The organism is Bacillus sp. EB V-12 (genome assembly GCF_056158125.1).
Genome location: NZ_JBUXJL010000001.1, coordinates 985,731 through 1,007,306, shown reverse-complemented (window position 1 = coordinate 1,007,306; position 21,576 = coordinate 985,731). Strand labels below are relative to the sequence as shown.

Genomic DNA, 21,576 nt, shown 5'->3' with positions numbered 1-21,576 from the left:
AACAACCTCATTTACTTTTCTAATTGATCTACATTTCGCATTATATTTTGGAGATTATTTTCATATTGCTCAAGTTGTGGACGTTGTGTTTCTGAAGCTACCTCTAGTGCATTTTGAATTTGTTCATATGCTTCCTGAACCTCTTGGCGTAATTCTTTTAAATCATGACCGTAGTTTGGATCATTTTTCACAATGTTGTTAAATGCATTTTCTGCTTGTGTAACGCCTTGCTGCGCTGCTTGAAACGCTTGTTGTTTATCTTTATGATATGGCATTATATAATCCCCTTTCTGTAATAGTTAGTCCCAATTATCTTTACCTTTTTTTCTAAAAACATTCTCGTATAAATTTGCAAACTTCTCTCATTCTAAAGAGGAAGAGGAGGTGTCACATACAATGGGAAAAAACAATCGTGAAGCGAAAGAAAAAAAAGGACAACCTGAACCATTAAGCGGATCTCATAAAGTAAAAAACCGTAACCATTCACGCCAAAAACATCATGCGCATCATGATATGTAAAACAAAAAGTGCACACTAGCTATCTTTTCCACATACAATGTTTATATTTTTCCATTTATTCTTCACCCCTAATTCATTCATGCATAACATAGTATGAATTGAGATTTTACGGAGGGTGTCTTACATGGGCAAGAAAAAGAAGGATTGTCTTTTTCATGTTGATGGTTTCGAAGAATGGATGGATCAATTTTGTTCTGACTCTTGTAGTAACTTTAGTTTCCCAAATCAAATTCATATTGACCTTTGCGAAACGGAACAAGAATACATTTTGGAAACAGATGTACCAAATGTAACTGAACAAAATGTAGTCATTAAAAAGATGAAGACAGGCCTAACCATTTGCATACTTCATAATAATATTTCTTTACAGCGGATCATTCCTTTACCCGATAATATTATTTATAAGAAGATGCTAGCCTGCTTAGAAAATGGATATTTAGCCATTCATATTTCCAAAAATGAAGTTGCTGATAAGCATGAAAAGAAAGTTCTTTTTTCAAATTAAGAGTTAATATAATACACACTAAGCCCCAGTTGGTTACTGGGGCTTATGTTATTTCGCATGCATTTCTATATTAGAATTTCTATCATATCTTTTTTTCGATAAACCTTTTGTAACTAAAAGCACAGGAAATGCCACAGTTGAAAATATAGCTAATGCTGAAAATACTGCAAACCCATTTTGGTACCCGTAGTAATCGAGAAGTACTCCTCCAAACCACGGACCTATTACTGCTCCAATTCCCGAAAAACCCATCGCACCGAAGTATGTTCCTTTTAGATGCGCAACAGCAATATCATCAATAAATACATCCGTCATCGAAAACATTAAGACTTCTCCAATTGTAAAAATAATTGTACAAACGGCAGCACCTAGCATAGATTCTACTATTCCAAAGCCAAATAATCCCCCGCTCACAAATAAAGTCCCAACCATAATTGATGTTAACGGTGTATACTTTTTGCACATTTGAATAACAGGGTATTGGATAATCACTACAACAATTGCATTTAAAGCGAGCATATATGAGAATAGCTTCACCCCATCCTCAAATATATGTGCATTTGCAAAATATTGAGATACTGTCGTCGTTAAATGTGAAAAACCGCAATTACTCAAAATAATACCGACTAAAGCAACTAAAAATACTATATCTTTTCGCAATATACGCATTGCATTTAACATTGTAACAGGTTTTTCTGTACTCACTTTCTTTTTTTCCATTGGATACTTCTTAAATTGGAACGCTAATATAGCTGTATATAGAATATATACCCCAGCTGCTACTAAAAAAGGAATTGTTGATTTTGCACTTCCAATCTGTAATCCAACAATTGGTCCAATAGCAACTCCAACATTTATTGCACCGTATCGTAAGTTATAGACGAGTAACCGATACTCAGGCTTTGTTAAATCTGATAATAATGCTCTTGATGTTGGCTCAAAAAACGACCTACATAATCCATTTAAAGCGTTTAATAAAAAGAAACTTAAAACATGATCCGCAAGTGAAAAACCTATAAACACAAAAATCCAAACGATCATGGACCAGAGCATAATTGTTTTCCGGCCAAATCGATCTGATAAATTCCCTCCGATAAAACTAGCAAAAACACCAACAAGTGCACTCGTTCCGATAATAGCACCAGTCATTCCAGCTGATACACCTTTAACAGTCGTTAAATAAATCGCTAAAAAAGGGATACTCATTGAAGTTGCAAACCTAGCAAACAATGTCCCTAAAATAATACTCATTCCAAGCGGATGAATATGCTGTAGCTTCCCCTTCATCGTTAAACCTACTCTCTCTATTTTCACAAAAAAAAAGAAAGCAAAGGATCTGCTTTCTTTTCCTTTTTCTATACTTGAGCTGTTGATACCCGAGTTGTTCTCGTTATGTCCATATCAATTCCATATGTGAACTGTAATTCTTTACACACATCTTTAATTAAGATTGCGACATTATACTTTTCATTAAATTGTAAAACTATGTTTTCTACTTCTTCATATGTATACTTATATTCCCCTGTAATGACACTTTTTAGATCAAAGCATTCGTTAATACAAAGTTGTACAAGTAGCTGGTCATATTTCTCTATTACATCTTCTTTCTTCCAAAGTAACTCTTTTACATATAACCGATCAAACTTCACGCTTTCTCGATTACAATCCGTTAAAATCCGGGTCATTTCATTTAATTCTCGATATAATTCAGAAATATTTCTGCTTAAACTAAGCAGTTTATCTACGCCGTTTTCATATAACATATTCATTCCACCCCCGCATTTTCTTTTTCTTATTATAGCAAGAAAATTCTAAAAATAGTTTCTTTCTTCTGAAATATTAGGAAACTAATTTCAATTGCTTTACAATGAAACTAGTTAATGCGAGAGGAGAAAGAAAATTGGAGCACAAATTATATTACACTGACGCTTATAAGCAAGACTTTACTACTAAAATTATAAAGCAAGATTATGATAAAGACGGTAACTTATACGTTGTTTTGAATGAAACAGCATTTTATCCGACAGGTGGCGGACAACCATATGATACTGGTACATTAAATGATATCAATGTAATCAATGTAGAAGAGATAAACGGAGAAATTCGTCACTACATTGCAGAACAATTACATACAGAAGACGTAGAAGGTAAAATCAATTGGGAGCGCCGTTTTGATCATATGCAACAACATGCAGCTCAGCACATTTTATCTGCTGCTTTTTGGGACCATTTTAACATGCCTACAATTGGATTCCATCTTGGTAAAGAAACAGTAACAATTGATTTAGAAACAGAAAATCTTCATGCAGAAACGGTTGAAAAAGCAATACAAATTGCAAACAAAATTGTTTTTGAAAACCATCCAATCCGCATCCAGTGGATGAACTTAGAAGAAGCGAAAAGGTTGCCCCTTCGTAAAGAACCGACTATGACAGAAAATATACGCGTTGTTATGATCGAAAACTTTGACTACAACGGCTGTGGTGGAACGCATCCGAAACGAACTGGTGAAGTTGGTCCTATTCAAGTACTAGGATGGGAGCGCAATAAAGGTGGTATACGCTTAACGTTTATCGCTGGTTGGCGTACACTTAAATTAATGGGACAACAGCAACAAATTATGAAAAATGTTTCTAAACAATTAAACAGTAGCGAAACTGATATTCTAGCAAAAGTGGCGCAACTGCTTACTTCTCAAAAAGAAAACGAAAAAGCAATACAAACAATGAATGAAAAATTATTATTTGCAGAGGCAAATGAACTACTTCTACAACCTATAAAAATTCATGCCGGCATACTTATTTCTAAAGTATTTACAAATCGTTCTATGCAAGAAATCGCAAAGCTTTCCGCTATTATTACAGAACAACAAGAGCATGCAATTACGTATTTCGTCATCGAAAATGATGACAAACTACAATGTATTCTCGCTTGCGGAAAATCAGTATCGCTCGATATGAATGCTCTTTTAAAAGATGCTCTTCCTACAATCGAAGGAAAAGGTGGCGGAAATAAAAAGAGTGCCCGCGGTGGCGGGAAAGCAATTATGAGTGGAGATGAATTTTTAAATCAGCTTGTTTCTTCTTTACAGTCAGCAGTTTAAAACATGTTATGAAGGATAGCGAAAGGCTATCCTTCCCCTATATTTACAGACCTATATTTTGTTTCAAACCTTGATAACTCCCTGCATTTACAAAACCTTCACTTATAAGATTGATAAAAGTTTCCGAAAAACCATAATGACTTAAATCTTTAATCGGCACCATTTGCACATCATGAATTGGATTATGATCAAACTCGTTAGAAGGTAGCATAATTTCACCTTCAATCCTTTTAAGCAAAAACGTTATATGTAATAAAGACGGGCGAGCATCTGGTTTATCACAAACATAGAGTAGCTTCTGAATGTTAACTTCTAACCCTGTCTCTTCTCTCATTTCTCGAATCATTGCTTCCTCTAACGTTTCGCCATTCTCCACTCTTCCTCCAGGTAAAGACCAATTCCTATTAGCAACTTTTTGCTTTACTAGCAATAATTTTTCACCTTCAATTAAAATTCCCGTAACACGAACTTGCATTACATTTTCCATATGTAATCTCCTCTTCCCATTATATTTACAAATTAACCCTTCCATAAAAAGAACATACGTTTTATAATTAAAGAAAATTATGGAAGAAAGTAGTTGTTACATTCATGCGTCCACCTTTAACAAAGTCTATACAACTTGAAGATTTCCAAAACTATTATTGGTTAAAAGCAGAACTCCAAACATTTTGTCGTGAGAATAGGTTGCCAGCTAGTGGCTCTAAGATCGAAATAACCGAGCGTATCTCACATTATTTAACTACTGGTAAAATATTAAAAAACAGCTCTGTTCAAAAGGTGAGTAAAGCTTCCCTATCCTATAAAGACCTTTCTCTTCAAACGATTATTACTAACAATCACCGCTGTAGCGAAGAGGTTCGTGCTTTTTTCAAAGAAAAAATCGGAGCAAACTTCCGCTTTACAGTAGCTCTTCAAAAGTTTTTTAAAGACAATGTTGGAAAAACATATGAAGACGCGGTAGCTTTTTGGCATGAAGAAAACAAACGAAAAAAAGACCCTGCATACAAAACAACTATCGGTGCACAATTTGAATACAATCGCTTTACTCGTGACTTTTTCGAAGATCCAAATAATAAAGGGAAAGCAAAAGCTGATGCGATTGCTGCTTGGAACGAAATGAAAGCGAAACCTGGTAGTAATGTTTATGTTCCTCAAAAAGTAGAAAACTAGTTACCTCGCTAGTCTTCTACTTTCTCAAATAATAGCGCAATCCCTATCCCGCCTCCAATTCCTAATGTAGCAATTCCATATTTCATAGACTCTCTTTGTGCCTGATAAAACAAACGTGTTACAAGCATAGCACCAGATGCGCCGTACGGATGACCGAGCGCAATTGCTCCACCATTTACATTTACTTTTTCGTACGGAATTTGTAACTCTTTTGCGCAAGCAACAACTTTTGAGGCGAATGCTTCATTTATTTCAAAATAATCGATGTCCTCTACTTTTACATTCATTTCGTTTAATAATTTGTTCACCGCAAATATCGGACCAGTCCCTGGAAGATTAGGATCCACTCCCACTACAGCACTACGAACGAAACGAAGGACAGGTTTATACCCTAACTTTCGGGCTTGTCCCTCTTCCATTACAAGAACAGCACATGCCCCATCATTTACACCACATGAATTACCTGCCGTCACTGTTCCATTTTGTAAAAATGCGGGCTTTGTTCTTTTAATGATTCGTTCATAATTCATTTCTGGCTTTATAGATTCATCTAATAATCCATTAAAAGAAAATATTTCATCATGTATATATCCTTTTTCTAACGCTTGCAGTGTCCGCTTATAACTAAGACAAGCATACTCGTCTTGCATTTCTCTCGTTATATTATAACGCTCCGCAACATATTCAGCCGCTACTCCCATGTCAGGATTACCAATTGTTTCAGGTGAAAATCGTGCTCTTTTTTGAAAAGGTGACGTACTTGTACTCTCTACTCCCCCGGCGATATAACACTTACCTGCCCCGCCTTGAATGAGATGACACGCAGTTCGAATTGCTTCTAAACCAGCACCACATTGCCGATCAATCGTTACACCAGGAATATGATAGCCAAGTCCCGCCTCTAAAGCAGATAGTCTCGCAACATTCCCTCCTGGCCCAACAACATTACCTAATATGACATCATCTATTTCCCTCTCAATCCCTTTACTTAAAAACGTAAGAAGCGGCGTTGTTAATTGCTGAACTTCATACTCTTTTAACATCCCATTCTTCTTACCAATAGGTGTTCTTTTCGCCTCTACAATAACTGCTCTATTCATATATTTTCTCCCGGTTTTCAATCATACTTTTTGCTTCCATACGAGCGATTTTCCCACTATTTGTATAAGGTATTCCATCTACAAAATGCCATTCTTTCGGTATTTTAAACGAGGATAATCGTTGTAAGCAAAAACTCTTTAATTGTTGTTTTGTAGCACTTCCTTTTACGATCGCGACCGGCTTTTCACCCCAGTAACTATCTTTCACACCAATTACAACTATTTCATCAACAGCTGGGTGTTCATGTAATACACTTTCTATTTCTTCTGGATAAATATTGATTCCTCCAAATAAAATCATATTCTTCTCTCTACCAACAATATATATGAAGCCTTCTTCATCTTCATAGCCTACATCTCGCACTGTCATCCAGCCTTCTGCATTCAACTCCCGTGTTAAAACCCCATCTATTATGTATCCCATAAAAAACTGATCACTTTTCACATAAACAGTTCCTATTTCACCTTTTTGTACTTCTTCGCCTACTTCATTACATATTCGAACTTGCACATTATGACAAGGTTTTCCTACTGAATTTGGCCTTCTTTCGCTTTCTGCATCGACTAGTGCTGTTACAAAACTTAACTCTGATGCACCATAAAATTCATATCTTTTCGCATAAGGAAATATATTCTTTATTTTTTCTTTCGCTTCAGCTTCCCATTTCGCTCCTGATGAAATAATTTTCATTTTATTTTCTATTAATCTATTTTCTTTATATAAAGATTCAAGCATTGTCGGAACTGTATACATAACCGATATATTTTCAGTTTCTAACTTATCTAATACTTGATTCGGAATGAACTTTCTCATAATGTGCACTGTTTGTCCTACATATAATGCACTTATTGCCCCGTATAAGAAAAGAGAATGAACGAGCGTCCCAGCTATTAAAATTGAATCCTCCCTTTTCATATGAAAGTCATGTACATTACAATCAAAACTATGAACCCACGATTGCTGTGCACGTAAAAATGCTTTTGCTGTTCCTGTTGATCCTGATGTAAATCCCATATAAAAAGGAGCATGTTGTACACTTTCTACAGTGGAATATGTAGGAAGATATTTCTCTATCATTCTTTTCCACTCATCAATTTCAATTACTCTTCCTTCTTCATCCAATAGATCATTCACCTTATATCGTTCTGTCACAATCATATCCGGATTACTAATTTCAATTCTTTCTCTGAGCTCATCTTGTTTCCACTTTATATCTAACGGAACACAAACCCACCCGGCTATAGCGGCACCAGAAAATAGTTGTAAAAACTCTATACGATTTTCTAATAGGATTGCTATCGTTTTATTCTTCGATTTTTTTTCATTTAACCAGCTTGCTACTTTACAAACTGATTCAAACCACTCTTTATATGTTAAAACTCTATCATTTTCCTTTATCGCTATTTTATTTGGTTGTAAAGAGGCATGCTTTTTATATTCTTTTGTAATCCCCATATGAGACGTCCTTTCTTTACAATAATAATAAAAAGAAACACGCAATTAACGTGTTTCTTCCCTTTATCATCCCGCATTTGTATATTTTCCATTCTTTAAAGCGGGCGTAATAATATGTTTCAATGAACGATGTAATTTTGTTACGAGAACTGCCGCAATAATTGCTTTTATACAATCCCCTGGTAAAAACACAGCACTCACTTTCATTATCTCCCATACAGAAACATCCATTAAGAACGCTTGTACAGTAATACCAAATACATAAACTACGAAAATACCACCAATTATATTAATACATAATACTTTTATAATAGAAACTTCACGTAAACGCTCAATTAAATAACCAATAACAAACGCCCCAATGATGTAACCAAGTAAATATCCTGCACTTGGTCCAACAAATACACCAAGGCCACCACGTCCACCAGCAAGCAATGGTGCTCCAACTCCTACAATAAGTAAGAAAATAAGCTGACTTAACGCACCTAGACGTGATCCTAACAACCCACCCGCAAGCATAACACCGAGTGATTGCAATGTAATTGGAACTGGTGTAATAGAAAGAGCAATCGGAGGTATTAACCCTAACACTCCCATAATAGAACTAAATAAAGCGACGAAAACTAAATTTTTTGTATTCATATTTGCTTCTCCTATTTGTAAACTTAAAATTGTTTTTAGATAACATATCACAAAAATTATATTATCTTTCCACCCCTCTTTTGTCAACCGTTAATGTATTATAGTTTACAAATAGAAGTTCACTTATTTCTCTCTATGCAAATGCTCCAGTTCTTTCCGAAGCGCCTGTTTTAAAAACTTCCCAACAGATGTTTTCGGTATTTCTTCCATAAAGACAATATCGTCTGGCAACCACCACTTCGCAAACTGTGGTTTTAAAAACTCATATATTTCTTCTTTTGTAACCGTACTATTTTTCTTTTGAACAACGCAGGCAATTGGTCGCTCTTGCCACTGAGGGTGAGGAACTGCAACGACAGCCGCTTCAAATATAGCATCATGTGCCATTAAAGCATTTTCAAGATCGACCGAAGAAATCCATTCTCCCCCGCTTTTAATAACATCCTTCGTACGGTCAACAATTTTCACGCAACCTTCCTCATCCACTGTGACAACATCACCAGTATATAACCATCCATCGCGAAAACCTTCGACAGTACGATCATCGTTATAATAGCTTTCAGCGATCCAAGGTGCTCGTAAACATAATTCTCCCATCTCAGTACCATCCCACTTCACGTCACCATTTGTACCGACTACTTTCATCTCGACACCAGGTACAAGATATCCTTGTTTAGAGCGAATTTCTAGTTGCTCTTCATACGATACTTCCGTTTCATAACTTTTTAAACGCGCAAGTGTTACGAGTGGACTCGTTTCAGTCATACCATATGCATGTATGAACGGAACATTATGTTTCTGTTCAAATGCTTTAATAACACTTTTCGGCGCAGCTGCACCTCCGCATAGTATTCTCGTCATACTAGATAAATCGTAACTATTATTTTCTAACTCTTGTAATACGCCGAGCCAAATTGTCGGCACACCCGCAGCTAACGTCACTTTTTCTGATTGAATCATCTCTAATAAAATTTTCGAAGTAAACATCGGTCCTGGAAGAACTTGTTTTGACCCAAACCAAGTAGCAGCGAAAGGAAGTCCCCAAGCGTTCACATGGAACATCGGTACAATCGCCATTGCAGCATCACTTTCCGATAAAGCAGCTGTATCCGCTAAACCGAGTGCCATACAGTGTAATACAGTACTACGATGCGTATATACAACACCTTTCGGATTTCCTGTAGTCGCTGACGTATAACACATACCAGCTGGTGTATTTTCATCAATATCTTTTACAAATTGGAAATTTGGATCGCCTTCTTCTAATAGCTTTTCATAATGATATACAGGCTTCAGCGTAGTGTTTGGGAGTTCATCTTTATCAGTCATAATAATGTAAGCTTGTACAGTTGATAATTGTGATTGAATATTTTCAACAAGCGGTACGAGATCTTCATCTATAAGTAGAATTCGGTCTTCTGCGTGCTGAATAATATATGAAATATGTTGAGGAGATAAACGAATGTTAATTGTGTGCAAAACAGAAGCAATACCTGGAATAGCAAAATACGCTTCCACATGCCGATGATGGTTCCACGCTAATGTTCCTACACGTTCACCTTCTTTAATTCCAAGCTTTTTCAACGCACTGGAGAATCTTCTCGTCCTTTCCCCTAACTGCTTATACGTTAACGTTGTAACTGTATCATGCGTCCGTGAAACAATTTCTTTCTTCGAAAACAGTTTCTCTGCTCTTTCCATCATAGAACTAATTGTTAGCGGTACATTCATCATCATATTGGTTATATCCCCCTTTAAAGCGTTTTCATTTTTTCGTTTATTATAACAGACTTCCGCAAATGATTACGACATTTTTCTGTATTTTCTGAATTATTTCTTTGGAAATAATTCAGAACGATAAACTATCTATCTTTTTTCTTACTTTCTTTTTCAGTTTAAAAATAAAACGATTACTGTATTCCTTATTTTCTACTAAAATTCGATATATCTCCCATACTCCTAACACACGAACAAAAAGATAAACTCCGATTTGTTGTTATCAAAATAAAAAAACTCCTTGATTCATTTAAAGGAGTTTTCAATGTAAGATATTTCATTGATTCATATATCCTTCTCTAGATATACAATATCTTTTTGTATCGCGATTCTTACCTTTAATAAACATATCCTTCTGAATTGTATATTTGTACTCCATATTCAAACGTTTCATTAATTTTTCAGATGCTTCATTTTCTGAATCACATCCCGCTTCAATACTATTAAGATGCAACTCATGAAAACCATAGTAGAAAAAAGCTAATGCAGCCTCCGTGGCTAATCCTCTTCCCCAATATTTTCGAGATAAGGCGTATGCAATTTCTGCTGTATGTGTGACCAAATCATATTTTATAAATCCACACGTGCCTATAAGTTTTTTCTCCTCTTTTAATACAATTCCAAGAGGTGCTACTTGCCCTTCATTATATTGCCCCACAATTTCTTCTACATCGTTATATGTGTCACATAACGATTGATGAGCATCCCATACAGTAAAAGTTATCATCTCTTTATCTGTAGCATACTCATATATATGTAAACTATCACTCATATTCATTTTCCTTAACATAAGTCGTTTCGTATACAACGTTGGATATGACCATTTCTCAATGATCATAACGGCTTCTGCTTAAACTTTTCATAATGTCGTACTTTTAATAGAAGGATATTCCCGCAATCTGTACAAATATAAGCATCCACCGGTGAAGATGTGAACATCGTTTCCTTTTTCCGTATTTGTGCATATCCGACAAACTCACCTTCTCCTATGTTTTGAGAACCACAATTAGAGCATGTCTGCACGGTTTTTTGTTTCATGAGAGCACCACCTTTAATCTGTTTCCACTCCCTTCGACAGCTCACTTCCATTTCCCTTCCAAAAAACCTCTTATTCTCTCACATTTCAACAGGAATCTCAAAACAAAAATCGTATATGTACTATGAAATATATTTATTAACGGAGGAATTTTATGACTACTGTTATGACACTCGATATAGCAACAGAAATTGAAAATGCAGAAATTGATATGCTCTCTTCTAGATTAGAGAGACTACAAACAATGAGCGGAAACCCAATGCAAGTGCAAATGAAAAATTTCGGTAGTGCCACTGCCTTTTCATCAAAAATAATTGCCGGTCCTGCTTTTAATACGGTAAAAGGTATTACAAATGCAGATGCGATTGATGCAATTATTTCTTATTATGAATCACTACAAATTCCTTGCCGTTTTGAAATTACACCAGCGCAAGGCACAACTGAACTATTTCAATACTTATCTCAAAAAGGTTTTTACCAATCTAGCTTCCATACTGCTTTGTATAGTATACCGAGAGAGAGTTCATCACTTCTTCCTTCTAATATTACATTACGAAAACTGAAAGAAAATGAATTTGATATTTTTGCAGACATATATGTACGTGGATTTAATATGCCATCCTTTACAAAAGATAGCGTACGCCAAAATAATGAAATTCTTTACAATGAACCAGGATGGCATTTTTTCATAGCTGAAGTTCAAAATATCCCTGCTGGTATTGGTGTCCTGTATATAAATAAAGGTGTCGCATCATTAGCTGCTTCTGCTACTTTACCAGAATTTCAGCGTAAAGGCTGTCACACTGCATTAATTCAAAAACGAATTAAGACAGCTATTGAATCCAATTGTACTTTAATAGTTGGACAAGCAAGGTTCGGTAGCGGCAGTCAAAATAACATGGAACGTGCCCACATGAAAATTGCTTATACAAAATCAATATGGACCGCAAAAGACATATAATTTACTTTATTTCTCCTTCCGTTACATTTTTAAACATTTTATGACAAATCCTTTTCTAGCCTATTAATCATTTGAATATTCAAACTAGATTTGTTACGATATTACTAGATACATCATTCAACTTGCAATATGAAAAGAGAATTCTAATCAAACTACAAGGAGGAGAAATGTATGACTAAACATGATCATGGTTTAAAAGAAAAAGTAGAAGGTGCCATTGATAAGGTAAAAGGTGAAGTAAAAGAAGTTGTTGGGAAAGTAACTGACAATAAGAAATTACAAGCTGAAGGAAAATGGGATAAGGTGAAAGGCACTGCTAAAGATACAGTTGGTAATGTGAAAGAAAAAGTACATGAATATAAGGAACATAAGAAAGAAAAATAAAAAAGAGCCCATCGGCTCTTTTTTTATTTCGCTTCATTCTTCTCTAACACGTATAAATCTTCTTTCATATTCGTTAATTTCTCACTTACAAGCTTTCTTGCATCTCCAATTGCTTGATTGTATGCAAATGGTCCAACTAATTTAATCATTTCTTCTATTAAACGCTCTGCTTGGAAACGTCCAATTTCATCTAGATCTTCTTCCATGAAAAATTGCTGAATTTGCGCTACAAGCTCTTCTTTTTTATCATTTGGTATTTTTATATTCATCATCGTTGTTACTCCTCTATATTTAAGATAATATCTTCCTTAACTCTACCATAGAAAAACGATTACCAGGACAGCTTTTTGTAACTCCTTCTAACTCCCTATGACCTAGTATATTTTCTTTCTTTATAGCAAATTGCTTCATAAACAGTTTACATAAAGAATATAATGCATTCACTTGTGCAGGAGTTGGATCGTATTTATCGAAATTTCCCGTCATACATATTCCAATTGTATGGCGGTTATGGTCTTTCGCGTGCGCTCCAATATGTAAACCTCGTCCTTCCACTACAGTTCCATCCTTTTCGATAAAATAGTTGTAACCAATTCCGCTCCACCCCCTTACAGTTTGATGAAATTCATGCGTTTTATACACGTCCCATCCATCTTCAGCTGTATGGTGAATAATCAGTTTATTTACTTTTTCTAAAGGAACTAATTCATCTTGAAATGTTAGATTGACACGTTTAATTTCCATTTGAACTGCCTCCTCTTAAAAATCAATCATAATAATCGTTTTATCATCTGGCCTTATTCTCTTTTCCGCTTCTAGCTCTTCAATAATTGCTATATATTCGTTTATACTATTCTTTCTTATATATGCAACAGTTTGTTCTAATGACCAATCTGGGTGAAATAACCCGTCTGAACAAATAAAAATCCCACTCACTTCATCTGTATGTAATTCACCATGTTGTAAATAATGTATCGCTTCTTTCATTCCATTTGCAACTGAATAACCATTTGGCATATTTGCAAGATAACGATTGTATTTTAACTGTTCTCGAACATCTTGAAAAACATATTCTTCTGGTACAGATAACCCTTTTTTACGATCTTCTTCCCTCTTCTTTTTTGCTCTTTTACTAATTCCTTCAACTGTGTCTTTCGTTAATACTTGCATCGTTCCATTTTGAAAAGTTGCGACAATCATACAGTCCCCAAGCTGCGCATATTCAATTTTCTCACCAACTATTTGGACTGCCGCGATACATGTGCACCACAAATGCTCTTTTTTTCTCGTGTCTACTTCATATTCTAACATTTTGCTTTGCAATGCTTCATTTGCTTTGGCAACTGCAAATTGTAAACTATGATTCTCTCGTAATGCAGTAAAATAACTTGCAAATAAATGCGAAGCGATGTATGCTCCATTATGTCCCTTTTCATCACGAAACGGGACAAGTGGTGTTGCACCGTCACATACACCATAAATCTTTTTTTCTTTATTACAAAAATAAGAATCCTCACATTCTTGCTTCAACGGGCTTTTCTGTTGATATGTTTTTATCTTCACAACTGTATCCCCTTTCAAATGATAAAATACTCAAATTCTTTTGATTAATCTAATTTACCGAAATAAACTGTTTTTACCCAAAACTTTCAATATCATATATAATCTTGAAATAATATGAATTTTTCAGTGAAGGACGGGAAAGAAATGGTCAGATTCCTTGGTGTTATTATCGGTTCTATTATTATTGCAGTTGCCTTTAATCTTTTCCTTATCCCCCACAAAATTTTAAGTAGTGGAATTGGCGGAATTGCTATTATTTTAGGGATTGTAACCCCTGTAAACACAGGCATTATTAACTTTGTATTAAACTTACCTATCCTTATTTTAGGGTACATAGGTCTTGGAAAAAAAGTAATTTTTAACACAGTTGTCTCTGTAGTTGTATTATCTGTTGCATTATACTACGTTCCAGTAAAAGTCGTAGCAACAGATCCATTGTTATCTTCTATCTTCGGGGGTGTCATCGCCGGAGCTGGTATTGGTCTTGTTTTTAACTGTAATGGATCCACTGGTGGATTTGATATTATCGGTATGCTTTTATCCCGCAAGCGAGACATTAAACTTGGCGGATTCCTTATTATTTTAAATGCAGTCGTTGTAATAATCGCAGGATTCTTCTTCACTTGGGATGTTGCACTTACAAGCTTACTTTCAATTTATGTAACTGGTAAAGTAATTGATGCTGTTCATACAAAACATCGTAAAGTTACACTTATGATTGTAACAAATGAAGCAGAAAAAATGAAAAAACAACTTCTTTCAACTGTTGTACGTGGAATAACGTTACTTGATGGCGAAGGTGCTTATTCAAGCGAGAAAAAGCGTGTACTTATGACCGTCGTTTCTCGTGAAGAATTAGCAAGTATGAAACTAACAATTTCTGAAATCGACCCGAATGCTTTCGTTAATATTACAGAAACTGTAGAAGTGTTAGGACTTTTCAGAAGAAGTTAAAGACTAGGTGGGAATCCACCTAGTCTTTATTTTGCATAAATTCAATTCGGTTTCCAAATGGATCTGACACGTAAAATCGAATTACATCTGGCCGTGCATAATCATCAATCACTTTAACACCTTGCTCTATAAGTGTTTGCTTAAATTCATTAATTTCATTCACATAAAAAGCTGGATGAGCCTTTTTAGCTGGTATAAAGTTCCGCTCGACACCAATATGGATTTCTTGATTTCCGCATTTAAACCAACATCCACCTCGTTTTTTCAACTCTTCTGGCTTTGGAATTTCTTCCATACCAATCGTATTCCCATAAAAATCACGCGCCTCTTCTTCACACCCTACAGGTGCAGCTACTTGCACGTGATCAATCCCTTGAATATAATTTTTCATTTTCTCTCCCCCTCCTCTACCCTAATGTTATACGGAAAACAGCCGTCTGTAACTTACAAAAGGTTTATAAAACAATATAAGCTCCCCTTATTACCATCCTGCATTCACCTTGCAAAAAATAAAAAAAACAAAATTTATTCTATAACTTCCATTTTTTATAGAAATACACATTACATCTATATTATAGTTATGAATAGACAAATCTTTTTAGATGCTATTTGTACGGAGGAACTATTATGAGTCGTAAAAAATATTCACCAACTCAAAAAAAACGTCATCCGAACATTTCTAGACGTTTGCGAAACCATATACAAGATCGTTCATTAACAGAAATGTACGCATCTCTGTTCGAACACAATCCTGATAGTATTATTTCATTAAATTTAGAAGGAGTTATTCTACATATAAATCCTTCTGCCGAAAGAATATTAGGTTACACTTCTTTAGAATTAGAACAGAAAAATATTACCTCTATTTTAGAAGCCCATATTTCTGAGCAAGTATTACAAAATATAAAGAATACTGAAGCGGATAATCAACAAGAGTATATCTTATCTATTTATCATAAAAATGGATTCTTATTAGATGTTGTGACAAAACTAGTTCCTATTTTTGTTCAAAATCGTCTTACTGGCGTATATGCTATTATGAAGCCGCTTGAAAAATCAGAAAGAATTGAGAATATGCTAAAAGAAAGTGAGAAGAGATTACGTACATTAGTAAACTCCATGCCTGCGTTTGTTATATTTAAAGATCATGAAGGGCGCTGGCTTGAGGCAAATGACTACGCACTTTCTTGCTTCAATTTCCATCATGTACCTTACCACGGGAAAAAAGATAGCGAACTCATTCAATATAATGAAGCATACCGAGAAGCTTTTTTACATTGTGAAGAAATCGATGAACTAGCATGGCAACAAAGACAAATTCTTCATGGTGAGGAATTTATTATACATAGAGATGATTTCGATCTAATCTTAAGTATATCAAAAGTTCCGCTTTATCATCCTGATGGTTCTCGCAAAGGTCTTATCGTGATGGGGAGAGATGTTACTGAGCTAAAAGAAACTGAAAAGTTACTACGAAAATCAGAGAAGCTCGCAGTAGTCGGACAACTGACAGCTGGAATTGCCCATGAAATTCGAAATCCACTCACTTCTCTAAAAGGTTTTCTAACGTTGCTCCTCCCTGAAATAAGTGAAGAGCAGAAATGGTATATCGATGTTATGTTAAGTGAGATTTCACAAATGGAATCCATCACGAGTCAATTTATGGCGATGTCTAAGCCACAAGTATTATCTATCCAAACTTGTAACATACAAACTTTAATTGAAGAGGTAGTTACATTTATTTTACCGACTGCAATTATGCATAGCGTTCATATCATCATGGATCATTTTGATTACGTATATGATATTCAATGTGACGGTAACCAATTAAAACAAGTGTTTATAAACATATTAAAAAATGCGATAGAAGCAATGCCAAATGGCGGAAATATTTTCATCCAAACAAAACCATTAGAGAATAATTTCATCTTAATACGAATTATCGATGAAGGTTGTGGCATTCCAGAAGATCGTATCTCCCGTCTAGGCGAACCTTTTTATAGTTTAAAAGAAAAAGGCACAGGACTAGGATTAATGATGTGTTACAAAATAATTGAAGAACATCATGGTAAATTACACATTTCAAGCGAATTAAATAAAGGTACAATTGTTGATATTGAGCTACCACTTTCTTCATCTCACCTTGCAATCCAGTCTTAAATAAAAAAGAAGCATCTGCTAATCGTTAGCAGATGCTTCTTTTTTAAAATGCTTTGTCATACCACTCTTTTGCTTTTTCTACTTCACCCATCGTTAATTGATGCCCTCGATTTTCCCAATGCATTGTTACATTCGCATTTGCATTTTCTAATAGTACCTTCAATTCCTCTGACTCTGCTGATGAACAAATTGGGTCATTTGTCCCAGCAGCAATAAATACAGATTTCCCTGCTAAATTTGCTAATTGCATTCCTCTTCTTGGTACCATTGGGTGATGAAGCACAGCACCTTTCAATGCATTTTCGTAATGGAATAATAAGCTTGCTGCGATATTTGCCCCATTCGAATAACCGATAGCTACAATGTTATTTCTATCGAATTTATATTCTTTAGCCGCTTCATCTAAAAATTCATTTAATTCCTTCGTACGGAAAATTAAATCCTCTTCATCAAAAATGCCCTCTGCTAATCGGCGGAAGAAACGCGGCATCCCATTCTCTAACACATTTCCCCTAACGCTTAATACCGACGCTTCCGGATCAACTATTTCTGCAAGTGGTAGTAAATCTAATTCATTACCACCTGTGCCATGAAGTAATAACAACACTGGTTTTGACGTATCTTTTCCTTTTTGAAAAACATGTTTCATCATAATCCTTTTCCCCCTTCAATCACTTTAATCTAAATTTCTCACTTCAAATGGTAAAAGCGTTTGTTCAATCTGTTTTCTATGTTGTTCATATTGTTCCGGTAACTTTAATTCCTCACCCATCGTCTCTAACGATTCATCATGAGCGAAACCAGGAGGATCTGTTGCAATTTCAAATAAGATTTCACCATGTTCTCTAAAATAAATCGCATTAAAATAATTTCGATCTTGTACAGGAGTTACGTGATATCCAAAACGCGACACATGCTCTTTCCAGTCTAGCTGATCAGCATCGTCACTCGCTCTCCAGGCAATATGATGAACTGTGCCAACGCCCATTTGGCCACGACCGATTGTTGATAATTTCAAATCAATAATATTTCCAATGTCAGCAGAAGAACGGAATCGAACAAATTCACCCTCTTCTCCAATTTTCTCAAGACCCATAATATGTTCTAACAATTCAGCAGTTTTTTGAGGCTGTGTAGATAAAAGAACAGCACCTCCAAACCCTTTAATTGCTACTTCTGGTGTAACTTCTCCAAAACTCCAATTATTTAATTCGCCTTTTTCTCTTTCAACTAATTCTATATGCAAACCATGCGGATCATCAAATTCTAAATACTGCTCTCCAAAACGAGTCATTTTTGTATACGAAACATCGAATTTTTCTAATCTATTTTCCCAAAACTCCATTGCACCTTTTGGTACAACGTAAGATGTAATTCCTACTTGACCATCTCCAATAATACCTTGACGAGCACCTGCCCATGGGAAAAACGTAATAATTGTTCCAGGCCTTCCTCCTTCATTTCCAAAATAAAGATGGTACGTACCTGGATCATCAAAATTCACTGTTTGTTTCACTAAACGTAACCCCAATACACCAGCATAAAAGTCTACATTTTCTTGTGGATGCCCTACAATCGCTGTAATATGATGGATTCCCGTTGTTTTCTTTTCCATTTCTTCCACTCCTTTTTTATTTCATTATAAAAATTCTTTTACATTTAAATTCATTATTCATTTTGTCCATGCTACAAAGTAAAATCCGTCATTATAATTTTATCTCGAATTCGAGATATTAATCACAAAATTACGTATCGGCGTCTAACCTATCGAATTATCTCGAATTCAAGATAATTCACAAAAAATATTTGTTCGATTTATAACCATAATAAATTTTCATTATGAACATTATTTATCTCGAACTTAAGATTTATTATAAGTTACTTATTTTTTATTGTCAATAAGTCCTTACTTTCATTTTACATGTAAAAAGAGTAAACGCTATTCACCGTTTACTCTTTTTGCAAATCATTTCTTTTCTTCTTCCAGTACTGCTTCCATCTCATTAAATTCACGATGAACTGCCTTAACGGGTTCTTTCGTTAATAAACTTACAACGATAACAGTTAATAAACTACAGAAGAATCCCGGTACCATTTCATACATAGTCGCTTTTAAACTTGGAATTTGTACCCAAGTGATAACAACTAATGCACCGACAATCATCCCAGCAAGAACGCCCCATTTGTTCGTTCTCTTCCAATATAAACTTAATAAAATTGCTGGTCCAAATGCTGATCCAAATCCTGCCCAAGCATATCCAACAAGCGTTAAAATTGTATCACTCGGATGATACGCTAAAACAACTGCAATCATCGCTACAACTAATACTGACAGCCTACCGATAAATACAAGTTCTTTATCACTTGCGTTACGATGGAAAAATGTTTTATAGAAATCTTCCGTTACTGCACTTGAAATAACAAGTAATTGTGAGGAAATACTACTCATAATCGAAGCCAAAATAGCTGATAATAAAAATCCTGTAATATACGGATGGAATAAAATATTTGAGAATGTTACAAAGACCATTTCTGGGTCTTGTAATGTCGCATTATTTTTAGCATAATAGGCGATACCAATTAGACCAGTAAGCATTGCACCTATAATTGAAATCGTCATCCAACCGATACCGATTCTACGAGAAGTTTTTAAATCTTTAATAGAGGTAATTGCCATAAAGCGGACAATAATATGTGGTTGACCAAAATATCCAAGGCCCCATGCTAAAAATGAAATAATACCAAGTATTGTGGTCCCTTTAAACATATCTAAATGCGATGCATCGACTTGCTTAATCGTATTAAATGTTTCTGTTACACCACCGACATCCGTAAAAGCAACAATTGGCACTAGTACAAGCGCAATAAACATAATACAACCTTGCACAAAGTCCGTCCAACTTACGGCTAGAAAGCCACCAAATAGTGTATACGCAACAACGACACCTACTGTTACAAATAAACCAATTTTATAATCAAGGTTAAAAGAATTTTCAAACAAACGTCCACCTGAAACTAAACCAGCCTATGCATAAAATGTGAAAAATACTAAAATGACGATAGCGGAGACAAAACGAAGTATTTTCGTACGATCTTTAAACCGATTCTCTAAAAAGTCTGGAATCGTAATTGAATCATTTGCCACTTCTGTATACGTTCGTAAACGCGGGGCAATGATTAAATAGTTTGCATACGCACCTATTAATAAACCTATCGCAATCCATACACTTGATAATCCTGTTGCATACATCGCACCAGGTAATCCCATTAGCATCCAACCACTCATGTCAGAAGCACCAGCTGATAAAGCTGTAACTGCTGGGCCGAGTCCCCTCCCGCCTAACATATAATCTGATAAATCGGATGTCTTCTTATAAGACCAATATCCGATATACAACATACCTGCCATATAAATAGCAAGCGAAACCATAATTTCAATCTTCACCAAATCTCTCCCTTAGTCCATAAGCCATTCAAAATTTCGAAAAATGACTTTTTCTATTTTCTTGTTTTCGCTTATGGTTCCCTACCTTAACAAACATTTTTTGTTCTTTCAAGTGAACGAGCACTTTTCATTACATGTGAAAACCTTTATAAACGCCTTTATCCCAGTGGATTACAATGATTTTTCAAGAGATTAAAGTAATAATATTCTGAAAATTAAAGGGTGTTTTTTCACACCTTATTTTCATTCCTTTACCCGATAAATTTTAAAAACTAAAAGCCATACAAATGTATGACTTTTAGCTTATTGACGTCTCAAATTTTGCTTTCTCTACATATACTTTACGAAATTTCATATAGCATCCAATACGCCAAGGTACTATATAACAAACCGCAAGAGTGTAGAAAAGAATGCCGATTGACTTTGGATCTAGACCTTGTAAATGTCTTCTAAAATAAGCACGTAAAAGAACGATAACTAAAAATGTAGCAATAAAAGCGATACTTTTTTTTGCATAAATTTGACCATCTTCTCTGACTTCATACCCACTTAAAATAATAAGTGGAATTGACAATAACAGTCCGATCCCAGCAGCTATACCAATTTGCCAACCAGCAAGTTGTATCGGTGCTGCGTATAAAGAAAAACCTGGTAATAAGAAGAATAATGGCAATAGTAGTCGTCTTCCTTTATTATTAATTGGTCGATTCATAGAGCGCATGCGTCTAAATATAACGAGCCCTATGACGAGTAAAAAAATTGTAATACTGTACGAACCTTGCTGCAAGTGAATCTCTCC

25 protein-coding genes and 2 pseudogenes are annotated in these 21,576 nt (G+C 35.1%); 8 read left to right on the top strand and 19 right to left on the bottom strand.

The window, feature by feature from the left end; translation table 11 throughout:
• Positions 1 to 11: 11 nt before the first annotated feature.
• Entirely contained in the window at positions 12 to 275 is a 264-nt protein-coding gene (locus ACZDYH_RS05310) for a hypothetical protein (RefSeq protein ID WP_001146295.1), read from the bottom strand.
• A gap of 121 nt (positions 276 to 396) precedes the next feature.
• Between ACZDYH_RS05310 and ACZDYH_RS05305 the strand changes: the two genes are divergently transcribed.
• Together ACZDYH_RS05305 and ACZDYH_RS05300 are read left to right on the top strand one after the other, a co-directional pair.
• Positions 397 to 519 carry a small acid-soluble spore protein P gene (locus tag ACZDYH_RS05305; RefSeq protein ID WP_000517649.1) on the top strand — a complete coding sequence of 41 codons (123 nt, stop codon included), beginning with the start codon at positions 397 to 399 and terminating at the stop codon, positions 517 to 519.
• Positions 520 to 643: 124 nt separating this feature from the next.
• Positions 644 to 1,024 (top strand): Hsp20/alpha crystallin family protein, encoded by a 381-nt coding sequence (locus ACZDYH_RS05300; RefSeq protein ID WP_000516748.1) that lies wholly within the window; start codon positions 644 to 646, stop codon positions 1,022 to 1,024.
• 48 nt (positions 1,025 to 1,072) lie between these two features.
• On the opposite strand, the gene ACZDYH_RS05295 is transcribed toward ACZDYH_RS05300, so the two are convergent.
• On the bottom strand, positions 1,073 to 2,311 hold the full coding sequence (locus ACZDYH_RS05295; RefSeq protein WP_000676812.1) for an MDR family MFS transporter: 1,239 nt from the start codon (positions 2,309 to 2,311) through the stop codon (positions 1,073 to 1,075).
• A 68-nt stretch (positions 2,312 to 2,379) separates the two neighbouring features.
• Complete coding sequence (locus ACZDYH_RS05290; RefSeq protein WP_000965149.1) at positions 2,380 to 2,787, bottom strand: hypothetical protein; 408 nt, start codon at positions 2,785 to 2,787, stop codon at positions 2,380 to 2,382.
• 137 nt (positions 2,788 to 2,924) lie between these two features.
• Between ACZDYH_RS05290 and ACZDYH_RS05285 the strand changes: the two genes are divergently transcribed.
• Positions 2,925 to 4,127, top strand: a complete 1,203-nt coding sequence (locus ACZDYH_RS05285; protein ID WP_290101471.1) for an alanyl-tRNA editing protein — start codon at positions 2,925 to 2,927, stop codon at positions 4,125 to 4,127.
• A gap of 43 nt (positions 4,128 to 4,170) precedes the next feature.
• Here the strand turns inward: ACZDYH_RS05285 and ACZDYH_RS05280 are convergent, their stop codons facing one another.
• The gene (locus tag ACZDYH_RS05280) at positions 4,171 to 4,614 is read right to left on the bottom strand and encodes an NUDIX hydrolase (protein ID WP_006927347.1); all 444 of its coding nucleotides are present in this window, start codon (positions 4,612 to 4,614) and stop codon (positions 4,171 to 4,173) included.
• 104 nt (positions 4,615 to 4,718) lie between these two features.
• Between ACZDYH_RS05280 and ACZDYH_RS05275 the strand changes: the two genes are divergently transcribed.
• The gene (locus tag ACZDYH_RS05275; RefSeq protein WP_001247726.1) at positions 4,719 to 5,300 is read left to right on the top strand and encodes a DUF6434 domain-containing protein; all 582 of its coding nucleotides are present in this window, start codon (positions 4,719 to 4,721) and stop codon (positions 5,298 to 5,300) included.
• A gap of 8 nt (positions 5,301 to 5,308) precedes the next feature.
• Here the strand turns inward: ACZDYH_RS05275 and ACZDYH_RS05270 are convergent, their stop codons facing one another.
• The 7 genes and pseudogenes from ACZDYH_RS05270 to ACZDYH_RS05240 all read right to left on the bottom strand — a co-directional run bounded on the left by ACZDYH_RS05270 (position 5,309) and on the right by ACZDYH_RS05240 (position 11,312).
• Positions 5,309 to 6,400: an acetyl-CoA C-acyltransferase gene (locus ACZDYH_RS05270; protein WP_283746194.1), complete on the bottom strand. Its 1,092-nt coding sequence runs from the start codon at positions 6,398 to 6,400 to the stop codon at positions 5,309 to 5,311.
• Complete coding sequence (locus ACZDYH_RS05265; protein ID WP_290101475.1) at positions 6,393 to 7,856, bottom strand: acyl-CoA synthetase; 1,464 nt, start codon at positions 7,854 to 7,856, stop codon at positions 6,393 to 6,395. The genes ACZDYH_RS05270 and ACZDYH_RS05265 overlap by 8 nt, the downstream gene beginning before the upstream one ends.
• A gap of 66 nt (positions 7,857 to 7,922) precedes the next feature.
• Positions 7,923 to 8,498: a biotin transporter BioY gene (locus ACZDYH_RS05260; protein WP_001093333.1), complete on the bottom strand. Its 576-nt coding sequence runs from the start codon at positions 8,496 to 8,498 to the stop codon at positions 7,923 to 7,925.
• 123 nt (positions 8,499 to 8,621) lie between these two features.
• Positions 8,622 to 10,235 carry a long-chain fatty acid--CoA ligase gene (locus ACZDYH_RS05255; protein WP_434712549.1) on the bottom strand — a complete coding sequence of 538 codons (1,614 nt, stop codon included), beginning with the start codon at positions 10,233 to 10,235 and terminating at the stop codon, positions 8,622 to 8,624.
• A 112-nt stretch (positions 10,236 to 10,347) separates the two neighbouring features.
• Positions 10,348 to 10,488, bottom strand: a pseudogene (locus tag ACZDYH_RS05250) (helix-turn-helix domain-containing protein); the annotation flags it as partial.
• 63 nt (positions 10,489 to 10,551) lie between these two features.
• Entirely contained in the window at positions 10,552 to 11,112 is a 561-nt protein-coding gene (locus ACZDYH_RS05245) for a GNAT family N-acetyltransferase (RefSeq protein WP_434712551.1), read from the bottom strand.
• Complete coding sequence (locus ACZDYH_RS05240) at positions 11,109 to 11,312, bottom strand: hypothetical protein (RefSeq protein WP_000810948.1); 204 nt, start codon at positions 11,310 to 11,312, stop codon at positions 11,109 to 11,111. The genes ACZDYH_RS05245 and ACZDYH_RS05240 overlap by 4 nt, the downstream gene beginning before the upstream one ends.
• A 152-nt stretch (positions 11,313 to 11,464) precedes the next feature.
• Here ACZDYH_RS05240 and ACZDYH_RS05235 point away from each other — a divergent pair, with 152 nt between their 5' ends.
• Positions 11,465 to 12,271, top strand: a complete 807-nt coding sequence (locus ACZDYH_RS05235) for a GNAT family N-acetyltransferase (protein WP_000214346.1) — start codon at positions 11,465 to 11,467, stop codon at positions 12,269 to 12,271.
• Positions 12,272 to 12,442: 171 nt separating this feature from the next.
• On the top strand, positions 12,443 to 12,655 hold the full coding sequence (locus tag ACZDYH_RS05230; RefSeq protein WP_000160410.1) for a CsbD family protein: 213 nt from the start codon (positions 12,443 to 12,445) through the stop codon (positions 12,653 to 12,655).
• Between the two features lie 23 nt (positions 12,656 to 12,678).
• On the opposite strand, the gene ACZDYH_RS05225 is transcribed toward ACZDYH_RS05230, so the two are convergent.
• Genes ACZDYH_RS05225 through ACZDYH_RS05215 form a run of 3 tightly spaced genes read right to left on the bottom strand, consistent with a single transcriptional unit; the run spans position 12,679 to position 14,236 of the window.
• Positions 12,679 to 12,927 (bottom strand): DUF2164 domain-containing protein, encoded by a 249-nt coding sequence (locus tag ACZDYH_RS05225; RefSeq protein WP_474885813.1) that lies wholly within the window; start codon positions 12,925 to 12,927, stop codon positions 12,679 to 12,681.
• Positions 12,928 to 12,946: 19 nt separating this feature from the next.
• On the bottom strand, positions 12,947 to 13,399 hold the full coding sequence (locus ACZDYH_RS05220; RefSeq protein WP_000403999.1) for a peptidoglycan recognition protein family protein: 453 nt from the start codon (positions 13,397 to 13,399) through the stop codon (positions 12,947 to 12,949).
• 15 nt (positions 13,400 to 13,414) lie between these two features.
• Positions 13,415 to 14,236, bottom strand: coding sequence for a protein phosphatase 2C domain-containing protein (locus tag ACZDYH_RS05215; protein ID WP_002041632.1), 822 nt, complete (start codon positions 14,234 to 14,236; stop codon positions 13,415 to 13,417).
• 126 nt (positions 14,237 to 14,362) lie between these two features.
• Here ACZDYH_RS05215 and ACZDYH_RS05210 point away from each other — a divergent pair, with 126 nt between their 5' ends.
• Positions 14,363 to 15,172, top strand: a complete 810-nt coding sequence (locus ACZDYH_RS05210; protein ID WP_000251344.1) for a YitT family protein — start codon at positions 14,363 to 14,365, stop codon at positions 15,170 to 15,172.
• A gap of 19 nt (positions 15,173 to 15,191) precedes the next feature.
• Here ACZDYH_RS05210 and ACZDYH_RS05205 read toward each other — a convergent pair whose 3' ends face one another.
• Positions 15,192 to 15,563, bottom strand: a complete 372-nt coding sequence (locus ACZDYH_RS05205) for a VOC family protein (RefSeq protein ID WP_000800771.1) — start codon at positions 15,561 to 15,563, stop codon at positions 15,192 to 15,194.
• Positions 15,564 to 15,799: 236 nt separating this feature from the next.
• On the opposite strand from ACZDYH_RS05205, the gene ACZDYH_RS05200 reads away from it, so the two are divergent.
• The gene (locus tag ACZDYH_RS05200; RefSeq protein WP_000087654.1) at positions 15,800 to 17,332 is read left to right on the top strand and encodes a BA3702 family sensor histidine kinase; all 1,533 of its coding nucleotides are present in this window, start codon (positions 15,800 to 15,802) and stop codon (positions 17,330 to 17,332) included.
• A 43-nt stretch (positions 17,333 to 17,375) separates the two neighbouring features.
• Here the strand turns inward: ACZDYH_RS05200 and ACZDYH_RS05195 are convergent, their stop codons facing one another.
• The 4 genes and pseudogenes from ACZDYH_RS05195 to ACZDYH_RS05180 all read right to left on the bottom strand — a co-directional run bounded on the left by ACZDYH_RS05195 (position 17,376) and on the right by ACZDYH_RS05180 (position 21,564).
• Positions 17,376 to 17,984 carry an alpha/beta hydrolase gene (locus ACZDYH_RS05195; RefSeq protein ID WP_000975488.1) on the bottom strand — a complete coding sequence of 203 codons (609 nt, stop codon included), beginning with the start codon at positions 17,982 to 17,984 and terminating at the stop codon, positions 17,376 to 17,378.
• Between the two features lie 24 nt (positions 17,985 to 18,008).
• On the bottom strand, positions 18,009 to 18,947 hold the full coding sequence (locus tag ACZDYH_RS05190) for a ring-cleaving dioxygenase (RefSeq protein ID WP_290101479.1): 939 nt from the start codon (positions 18,945 to 18,947) through the stop codon (positions 18,009 to 18,011).
• 351 nt (positions 18,948 to 19,298) lie between these two features.
• Positions 19,299 to 20,777 (bottom strand): annotated as a pseudogene (putP, locus tag ACZDYH_RS05185) (sodium/proline symporter PutP).
• Positions 20,778 to 21,075: 298 nt separating this feature from the next.
• Positions 21,076 to 21,564 carry a cytochrome c biogenesis protein CcdC gene (locus tag ACZDYH_RS05180; protein WP_001183922.1) on the bottom strand — a complete coding sequence of 163 codons (489 nt, stop codon included), beginning with the start codon at positions 21,562 to 21,564 and terminating at the stop codon, positions 21,076 to 21,078.
• Positions 21,565 to 21,576 lie beyond the last annotated feature (12 nt).

Excerpts from the sequence above, each read along its gene's own strand:
- ACZDYH_RS05310 (WP_001146295.1), bottom strand. The coding sequence starts at position 275 with ATGCCATATCATAAAGATAAACAACAAGCGTTTCAAGCAGCGCAGCAA.
- ACZDYH_RS05305 (WP_000517649.1), top strand. The coding sequence starts at position 397 with ATGGGAAAAAACAATCGTGAAGCGAAAGAAAAAAAAGGACAACCTGAA.
- ACZDYH_RS05300 (WP_000516748.1), top strand. The coding sequence starts at position 644 with ATGGGCAAGAAAAAGAAGGATTGTCTTTTTCATGTTGATGGTTTCGAA.
- ACZDYH_RS05295 (WP_000676812.1), bottom strand. The coding sequence starts at position 2,311 with ATGAAGGGGAAGCTACAGCATATTCATCCGCTTGGAATGAGTATTATT.
- ACZDYH_RS05290 (WP_000965149.1), bottom strand. The coding sequence starts at position 2,787 with ATGTTATATGAAAACGGCGTAGATAAACTGCTTAGTTTAAGCAGAAAT.
- ACZDYH_RS05280 (WP_006927347.1), bottom strand. The coding sequence starts at position 4,614 with ATGGAAAATGTAATGCAAGTTCGTGTTACGGGAATTTTAATTGAAGGT.
- ACZDYH_RS05275 (WP_001247726.1), top strand. The coding sequence starts at position 4,719 with ATGCGTCCACCTTTAACAAAGTCTATACAACTTGAAGATTTCCAAAAC.
- ACZDYH_RS05270 (WP_283746194.1), bottom strand. The coding sequence starts at position 6,400 with ATGAATAGAGCAGTTATTGTAGAGGCGAAAAGAACACCTATTGGTAAG.
- ACZDYH_RS05265 (WP_290101475.1), bottom strand. The coding sequence starts at position 7,856 with ATGGGGATTACAAAAGAATATAAAAAGCATGCCTCTTTACAACCAAAT.
- ACZDYH_RS05260 (WP_001093333.1), bottom strand. The coding sequence starts at position 8,498 with ATGAATACAAAAAATTTAGTTTTCGTCGCTTTATTTAGTTCTATTATG.
- ACZDYH_RS05255 (WP_434712549.1), bottom strand. The coding sequence starts at position 10,235 with ATGATGATGAATGTACCGCTAACAATTAGTTCTATGATGGAAAGAGCA.
- ACZDYH_RS05245 (WP_434712551.1), bottom strand. The coding sequence starts at position 11,112 with ATGATCATTGAGAAATGGTCATATCCAACGTTGTATACGAAACGACTT.
- ACZDYH_RS05240 (WP_000810948.1), bottom strand. The coding sequence starts at position 11,312 with ATGAAACAAAAAACCGTGCAGACATGCTCTAATTGTGGTTCTCAAAAC.
- ACZDYH_RS05235 (WP_000214346.1), top strand. The coding sequence starts at position 11,465 with ATGACTACTGTTATGACACTCGATATAGCAACAGAAATTGAAAATGCA.
- ACZDYH_RS05230 (WP_000160410.1), top strand. The coding sequence starts at position 12,443 with ATGACTAAACATGATCATGGTTTAAAAGAAAAAGTAGAAGGTGCCATT.
- ACZDYH_RS05225 (WP_474885813.1), bottom strand. The coding sequence starts at position 12,927 with ATGATGAATATAAAAATACCAAATGATAAAAAAGAAGAGCTTGTAGCG.
- ACZDYH_RS05220 (WP_000403999.1), bottom strand. The coding sequence starts at position 13,399 with ATGGAAATTAAACGTGTCAATCTAACATTTCAAGATGAATTAGTTCCT.
- ACZDYH_RS05210 (WP_000251344.1), top strand. The coding sequence starts at position 14,363 with ATGGTCAGATTCCTTGGTGTTATTATCGGTTCTATTATTATTGCAGTT.
- ACZDYH_RS05205 (WP_000800771.1), bottom strand. The coding sequence starts at position 15,563 with ATGAAAAATTATATTCAAGGGATTGATCACGTGCAAGTAGCTGCACCT.
- ACZDYH_RS05200 (WP_000087654.1), top strand. The coding sequence starts at position 15,800 with ATGAGTCGTAAAAAATATTCACCAACTCAAAAAAAACGTCATCCGAAC.
- ACZDYH_RS05195 (WP_000975488.1), bottom strand. The coding sequence starts at position 17,984 with ATGATGAAACATGTTTTTCAAAAAGGAAAAGATACGTCAAAACCAGTG.
- ACZDYH_RS05190 (WP_290101479.1), bottom strand. The coding sequence starts at position 18,947 with ATGGAAAAGAAAACAACGGGAATCCATCATATTACAGCGATTGTAGGG.